At 71.2% G+C, this 7,244-nt stretch carries 5 protein-coding genes; 1 reads left to right on the top strand and 4 read right to left on the bottom strand.

Annotation, left to right across the window (positions count from 1 at the left end):
* The coding region (locus tag HET64_RS01790; RefSeq protein WP_215101451.1) for a glycosyltransferase at positions 1-940 on the top strand (940 nt) is incomplete at its 5' end.
* A 45-nt stretch (positions 941-985) separates the two neighbouring features.
* On the opposite strand, the gene HET64_RS01785 is transcribed toward HET64_RS01790, so the two are convergent.
* The 4 genes from HET64_RS01785 to HET64_RS01770 all read right to left on the bottom strand — a co-directional run bounded on the left by HET64_RS01785 (position 986) and on the right by HET64_RS01770 (position 7,039).
* Complete coding sequence (locus HET64_RS01785) at positions 986-3,214, bottom strand: bifunctional glycosyltransferase family 2 protein/CDP-glycerol:glycerophosphate glycerophosphotransferase (RefSeq protein WP_215101449.1); 2,229 nt, start codon at positions 3,212-3,214, stop codon at positions 986-988.
* A gap of 189 nt (positions 3,215-3,403) precedes the next feature.
* Entirely contained in the window at positions 3,404-4,285 is an 882-nt protein-coding gene (locus tag HET64_RS01780) for a carbohydrate ABC transporter permease (protein WP_215101447.1), read from the bottom strand.
* Positions 4,282-5,568, bottom strand: coding sequence for a carbohydrate ABC transporter permease (locus HET64_RS01775; RefSeq protein WP_215101465.1), 1,287 nt, complete (start codon positions 5,566-5,568; stop codon positions 4,282-4,284). The genes HET64_RS01780 and HET64_RS01775 overlap by 4 nt, the downstream gene beginning before the upstream one ends.
* A 106-nt stretch (positions 5,569-5,674) precedes the next feature.
* Positions 5,675-7,039 (bottom strand): ABC transporter substrate-binding protein, encoded by a 1,365-nt coding sequence (locus tag HET64_RS01770; protein WP_215101445.1) that lies wholly within the window; start codon positions 7,037-7,039, stop codon positions 5,675-5,677.
* Positions 7,040-7,244 lie beyond the last annotated feature (205 nt).

The following is a 7,244-nucleotide window of genomic DNA, read 5'->3' as shown; positions in this document are numbered from 1 at the left end:
CCCCTGGACGCCCCACGGCATCCGTGACCGCTTCCGACTCCCCACCCGGCGCAAGGAGGCGGCCCGGGCCGCCGCCAAGAAGCAGGCGGTCGCCCGGCTGTCGGAGATCTTCGCGACCGCCCGCCCCGGCGCGGTCGTCATCGTCACCCAGGTCTGGGCGATGGAATGGGTCGGCGAGGCCGACACCACCGGGCTGCGGGTCATCGGGATGAGCCACGAGTCCTACGGCTACTCCCGCGCGAGCCACCGCTACCGCTGGATCAAGAACCACTACAAGGACCTCGACCACTGGCTCGTCCTCACCGAGGAGGACGCCGACCAGTGGGCCGGCGACGGCATGAACAACGTCGGCTTCCTGCCCAACGCCCTCTCCAGGCTCCCCGCCGTGCCCTCCCCGCGCACCGCGAAGACCGTTGCCAGCATCGGCCGGCTCAGCGACCAGAAGGGCATCGACCTGCTCCTGGACACCTGGGCCCTGGTCGCCCCCGCCCGCCCCGACTGGCGGCTGTGCGTCTACGGGGCCGGCGAGGACGAGGCCGCGCTCAAGGAGCAGTGCACGGGCCTCGGCCTCGACGGATCCGTGGAGTGGATGGGCCGCACCGACGACGTCGAGCGGGCCCTCGCCCAGGCCTCCGTCTTCGTCCAGTCCTCCCGGGGCGAAGGCTTCCCGCTGGCCCTGCTGGAGGCGATGGCGAGCGGTGTGCCCTGCGCCGCCTTCGACTGCGCGCCGGGGGTGCGGGAGATCGTCCGCGACGGCGAGGACGGGCTGCTGGCCCCCGCCGGGGACGTCGCCGCCCTCGCCGACCGGCTGCTGCGGCTCACCGGCAACCCCCGGCTGCGCGACGCGATGGGCGCGCGGGCCCGGTCCGGCGTCCAGCGGTTCTCCGAGCCGGAGACCCTGCGCCGCTGGGAGGAGCTGTTCGCGTTCCTGGAGCGCTGAGCGCGCCCTGAGCCCGTGGGAGCACGCGTGGAGCGACGGGCCGGGTCAGCCCTTGAGGCCCGCCCCGGCCCCGTCCTGCGCCGGAAGGGCCGCGGGCGTCCGGCGCGCGGCGGACGGCACCGGCAGCGGCAGCCCGTCCGTCTCCCCGAGGAAGACCCGACGCACCACCCGCTCGGCGGCGTACCCGTCGTCGTACGGACAGAACCGGGCCCGGAACGCGGCCCGCAGCTGCGCCGAGCGTGAGCCCCGCCAGTGGTCCGTGGCGAAGATGTCGAACAGCTCGTCCTGGCCCCGGGCCACGATGCCGGGCGGGAACGCCGTGATGTCGAAGTACGTGCCCCGGGCCGCCTCGTACGCCTCGATGTCGGCGAGGTGCAGCACCACCGGGCGGTCCAGGTTGACGTAGTCGAACATCAGCGACGCGTAGTCCGTGATCAGCGCGTCCGAGGCGAGCGCCAGCGTCTCCACGGACCGGTGCCCGTGGACGTCGATGATCCGGGGATGCGGCGCCCGGTGGCCACCGGGGCCCGCGGGGTGCGGCGCCCGGGCCAGGACCACGAACTGCGGGCCCAGGACCCGGACCAGCCGCTCCAGGTCCAGGCCGGACCGCTGGACACGCCGGTAGTCGCGGTGCGTCGGGGCGTACAGCAGGGCCGTGCAGCCCGCCGGGATCCCCAGCGTCTCGCGCAGCCGCGCCACATCCGCCGGACCGGTGCGGTGGTACACGTCGTTGCGCGGCGATCCGTACTCCAGCGTCGTGTACGCGGACGGATAGGCCCGTTCCCGTACGAGGGTGGAGTGCGGGTTCGCCGAGAGGGAGAAGTCCCAGGTGTCCACCGAGCGCAGCAGCTGCTCGAAGTCGGTGCCCCGGGCGGCGGCGGGCCGGTCCAGCAGATCGGTGCCCACGGTCCGCAGCGGTGTGCCCTCGTGCGTCTGGAGCAGCACCTGGCCCCGGCGCTTGACCAGCCCCCGGTCGAAGGCGGAGTCGTTCACCAGGTACGCGGAGCGGGCCAGCGCCGTCCCGTGGGCGAAGGTGCCGGGCGCGAGGTGCCGGGTGCCGGTCGGCACGGTGTGGGCGTCGACGGGCCGGCAGATCCAGGCGGTCCGCACCCCCGGGACCAGCTCGCGGACCTTCGCCTCGATCGCCGCCGGGCTGCCCGTGTACCCGCCCCCGCCCCGGGTGGCGAACACCGCGTCCCGGGAGCGCAGCGGCAGCCGCAACTGGATCCGGTAGTGGGCCCGCAGCGCCACGCCCCGTACCGCCCGGCGGGCGCCCGCCACCCCCCGGCGCAGCCGGCCGCCCAGGCGCTGGGCCCCCGACAGCGCTTGATAGGTGCGCCGCGCGCCGAGCCGCAACAGGCCGTGCCGCAGCAGCGCGCGACGGGGGACCGGGGCGCCGGGGGTGCGGTAGCGGCGGCAGGACGCGGCCGCCCGGCGGAAGAACGCGGCGCGGCTGTGGAGCGGCAGCCGGTCCCGGGAGGCGAACAGCGCGGAGAAGTGGTCCAGCATCCGGCGGAACATCACCGGGCGCCACAGGGCGAGTTCGGGGCGTGCGTCGATGAACGCGAACACCCGGTCGTACTGGTCGAAGACGTCGAAGTGCTTCTCGCTGGTGGTGGAGAGGATGTTGCCGCGCCGCCGCTGCCGGTAGGAGACGCAGACCGCGTCCAGCACCGCGATCGACCCGGCCGACATCAGTACCGGGTAGGTCCAGGGGGTGTCCTCGTAGTAGCCGGGCGGGAAGGTGAACCCCTCGGCCTCGATGAACGCGCGGCGGTACGCCTTGTTCCAGACGACCATGAGGAGCTGCAACAGCTCGGGGCGGTCGGTGAGCCGGAAGCGGTCGGGCCCGCCCTCGTCGAGGTGGGCGGCCAGGACGTTGCGCACGCTGCGGCCCGTCCAGTACGTGCGGGCGTAGTCGTACATCAGGACGTCGGGTTCGCCGGTCGCGTCGATCCGGTCGGCGATGGTCTGGAGCGCGTCCGGCAGCAGGGTGTCGTCACCGTCGAGGAAGATCAGGTAGTCACCGCCCGCCCGGCCCATCCCGGCGTTGCGGGCCGGTCCCAGGCCGGTGTTGCGGGGGAGGTGCAGTGCGGTGACACGCGGGTCCCGGCGGGCGAACTCGTCGGCGATCGGCCCACAGGCGTCGGGGGAGCAGTCGTCGACCACGACGATCTCGTAGTCCTTGAAGGACTGGGCCAGCACGGAATCCAGACACGCGTGCAGATACGCCTGGACCCGGAATGCGGGCACGATGACGGAGAACCGGGGCACTACACATCCATGGGTCGATCGTTCGCGGGAAACAGGCAGACCGCAAACGTCGGATGGAATGACAGGGTTACGCCGGACGCGGCAATCGGGGGACTCAGACGGCGAAGCGGCCCGGTTCCGGGGAACCGGGCCGCTTCGGGTTGACGTACAGCCGTACGCCTCCGAGGGCGTACGGCCTTGTGGCGAGAGCTACTTGACGGCGCCCGCCATCACGCCGGACACGAACTGCCGCTGGAAGGCGAAGAACACCGCCAGCGGGATCACCATCGACACGAACGCGCCGGGCGCCAGCACGTCGATGTTGTTGCCGAACTGGCGTACCTGCTGCTGGAGCGCCACGGTGATCGGCGGCGACTCGGAGTCCGCGAAGATCAGGGCGACCAGCATGTCGTTCCACACCCACAGGAACTGGAAGATCCCGAGCGAGGCGATCGCCGGACCGCCCAGCGGCATCACGACCCGGGTGAACAGCCGGATCTCGCCCGCCCCGTCGAGCCGGGCGGCCTCCAGCAGCTCACGGGGGATCTCCGCGAAGAAGTTCCGCAGCAGGAAGATCGCGAACGGCAGGCCGAACGCCGTGTGGAACAGCACCACACCGAGCGTCGTCTCGAAGATCCCGATCGTGCCGAACAGCTCGGAGACCGGGATCAGGGCGACCTGCACCGGCACCACCAGCAACCCGACGACCAGCAGGAACCACCAGTCGCGGCCGGGGAACTCCATCCACGCGAAGGCGTATCCGGCCAGCGAGCCGATGACCACCACCAGGACCGTGGAGGGCACGGTGATCATGATCGTGCTGACGAGCGAGCCGGTGATCGTCGAATTGTCCAGCAGCCGCTGGTAGTTGTCGAAGGTCATCTCCGACGGGGCCGTGAAGACCTTCCACCAGCCGGTCGCCGCGATGTCCTGCGGCCCGCGCAGCGAGGACAGCAGCAGGCCGATCGTGGGCATCAGCCAGAACAGGGCGACCAGGATCAGGAAGACCCGCATCACCCCGCCGCCGGCGCGGGCGGCGATCCGGGCGCCGAGGGACTGCTTGGCCTTGATCGATGCGTCGGGTGCGCTCATCGGCGTCCCTCCTTCCGGATCCGGCGGATGTTGAACAGCATCACCGGGATCACCAGCAGCAGCAGGAGCACCGCGATCGCGCTCCCGATCCCCAGGTCCGCGTCCGTGCCGAACGACGACCTGTACAGCTGGAGCGCCAGCACGTTCGCGTCGTCCTGCGAGGAGCCCGGCGCGATGATGAACACCAGGTCGAAGACCTTCAGCACGTTGATCATCAGCGTCACCAGGACCACCGCCAGCACCGGCGCCAGCATCGGCACCGTGATCCGGCGGAACACCTGCCACTCGTTGGCGCCGTCCACCCGGGCCGCCTCCAGGAGCTCACGCGGCAGACCGGCCAGGCCCGCCGCGATCAGCACCATCGCGAACCCGGCCCACATCCATACGTAGCTGCCGATGATCCCGGGCGTCACGAGGGACGGTCCGAGCCAGTCGACGCCGTTGTAGGGCTCGCGGAAGTTGTCGGCGGGCAGGCGCAGTTGGGCCCCGTCCGCCGCGGCGGGCAGGGTGAACACGCCATCCGCCCCGGCGGTGGCCGTGGCGACGACCTTCCCGTCCTTCACCGCCTCGACCTTCAGGCCCTTCAGGCCGAGCTCCTTCGGGTCGACGACATTCGGTTTCCCGCCGCCGCCCCGGGTGAAGTCCAGCCAGGCCGTGCCGGAGATCTCGTCCCCGGACCCCGCCGGGGCCGCCTTCGCAGGCCGTGCGTCGCCCGGCATCCTCGCCGGAGCCACGCCGACCAGCGGCACCCGCAGCGGCTGGCCCGCCCGGACCGGCTCCTTGGAGACGAACACCCCGCCGTCACCCTTCTCCAGCGGGTGCACGGGCAGCGGGCGCGCCTTCGGGAAGACGGAGGACTGGTTGAACGTGTCGTGCACGCCCACCGCCACCGCGTTGGCCACACCCCGCTCGGGAGCCTGGTCGTACACCAGCCGGAAGATGATGCCGGCCGCCAGCATCGAGATCGCCATCGGCATGAAGACGATCAGCTTGAACGCGGTGCCCCAGCGGATCCGCTCGGTCAGCACCGCGAAGATCAGCCCGAGCGCGGTGGCGACCGTCGGGGCGAAGACCACCCAGATCGCGTTGTTCTTCACCGCCGTGACGATGGTGGCGTCGGTGAACAGCGCCTTGTAGTTGTCGATCCCGGCGAAGCCCGTACCGGCCTGGTCGAAGAACGACCGGTAGACCGAGTACCCGATCGGATAGAGCACCAGCGCGCCGAGCAGCACCAGCGCGGGCAGCAGGAACGCCGCCGCGATGACCCTGCGGGTGCCGGTCACGCTCTTGCGGGACCTCTTCGGGTCCGGGGGCGGGGACGGGCGTGGATTCGTGTCGTCGGCGGGGGGCGCCGCACCGGCGCCCCCCGCGGTCGCTGTCGTCACGGCGTCAGCTCTTGTACGCCTTGACCGCTTCGGACTCCAGCTGTTTCTGGGTCCCCGCGATGTCCTTCGGGTTCTTCAGGAAGTCCTGGAGGATCTTCCACTCGCCCTTCCCGGGCGTCCCGCCGAACGACTGCGGGGCCTGGTCGGACATGTCGAACCGGACGTCGTCACCGGCGTCGATCAGCGCCTGGGCCATCGTGCGCTGCACGTCGTTCGGGTACGCCTTCAGGTCCAGGCTCTTGTTCGGGGAGATGAACCCGCCCGACTCGGCCCAGATCTTCGCCGCGTCGGAGGAGGCCAGCCAGGTCAGCAGCGCCTGCGCGCCCTTGGTGTCCTTCAGCGCCACCGCCGCGTCGCCGCCGGTCACCACGGGGGAGTCCGCGCCGACCGCCGGGAACGGGAAGACCTTGGCGTCCGTGCCGATCTTCGCCTCGGTCTGCGCGATGTTGATGGAGACGAAGTCGCCCTCGAAGACCATCGCGCCCTTGGGCTGGTCGCCCCCGGTGAAGGTCTGGGTGACCGAGGCCGGGAACTCCGTCTGGAGCGCCCCGTCCGCGCCGCCCGCGATCAGTTCCGGCTTCCCCCACAGCCCGGCCAGCGTGGTCAGCGCGTCCTTGACCGACGGGTCGGTCCACGGGATCTCGTGCTTCGCCAGCTGGTCGTACTTCTCCGGCCCCGCCTGGGAGAGGTAGACGTTCTCGAACCAGTCGGTCAGGGTCCAGCCGTCCGCGCCACCCACCGAGACCGGTGTGACGCCGGAGGCGGAAACGGTCTCCGCGGTCGTCAGGAAGTCCTTCCAGGTCTTCGGCTCGCTCGCCCCGGCGTTGTCGAACGCGGCGGCGTTGTACCAGATCAGGGACTTGTTCGCGGCCTTGAAGTACACGCCGTACTGGGTGCCGTCCACCGCGCCGAGGTCCTGCCAGACCTTCGCGTAGTTCTGGCCGAGCTGGGCCCGCGCCTCGGGGCCGACCGGCTTGGCCCACTTCTTCGCGGCCGCCTGCTGGATCGCACCGACCTGCGGGATCATCGCCACGTCCGGCGGCTGCTTGCCCGCGATCTTGGTGCCCAGGAAGTTGATGATGGGGTCCTGCGCCGGGACGAAGGTCACGCTCGCGCCCGTACGCTTCTCGAACTCGTCCAGCACCTTGGTGAAGTTCTCCTGCTCGGGTCCGGTCCAGACCGCGGCGACGGAGATGTCCTCCCCGTCCAGCTTCGGCAGTTTCACCGTGGACGTGCTGTCCGTGCCCTTGCCGGAGCCGTCGTCCGTCTTCTTCTTGCCGTCACCGTCGCCTCCGCAGGCGGTGAGCGCCAGAGCGCCGACCGCTGTGAACACGACCGCGGCCCTGCGTATCGAGAAGGTTGTGCGCATTCCTGCCCCGTCTCTTCTGTACGCGTCCGGCCATGTCCGCATGCCCGGACTGCGTCGTCCGTGCGCACAGTCCTACGCCGGGCGCACGGGCCCCGCAATACCGCCGGAGGCCCCAACAGGCTGATCGTGATCGCCTCGTGACGTCATGTCAGGGCATGTCGGAAGCCTGCCGGGGCAGGGGGAGGAGCGCGCCGAAACGGTGGCC

It is taken from the genome of Streptomyces sp. McG3 (genome assembly GCF_018619185.1).
Classification (GTDB): Bacteria; Actinomycetota; Actinomycetes; order Streptomycetales; family Streptomycetaceae; genus Streptomyces.
Note: the sequence above shows the minus strand (reverse complement) of the source record. Positions and strands in the feature narration are given on the sequence as shown.

Coding starts and splice junctions, on each gene's coding strand:
- HET64_RS01780 (WP_215101447.1), bottom strand. CDS start 4,285: ATGAGCGCACCCGACGCATCGATCAAGGCCAAGCAGTCCCTCGGCGCC.
- HET64_RS01770 (WP_215101445.1), bottom strand. CDS start 7,039: ATGCGCACAACCTTCTCGATACGCAGGGCCGCGGTCGTGTTCACAGCG.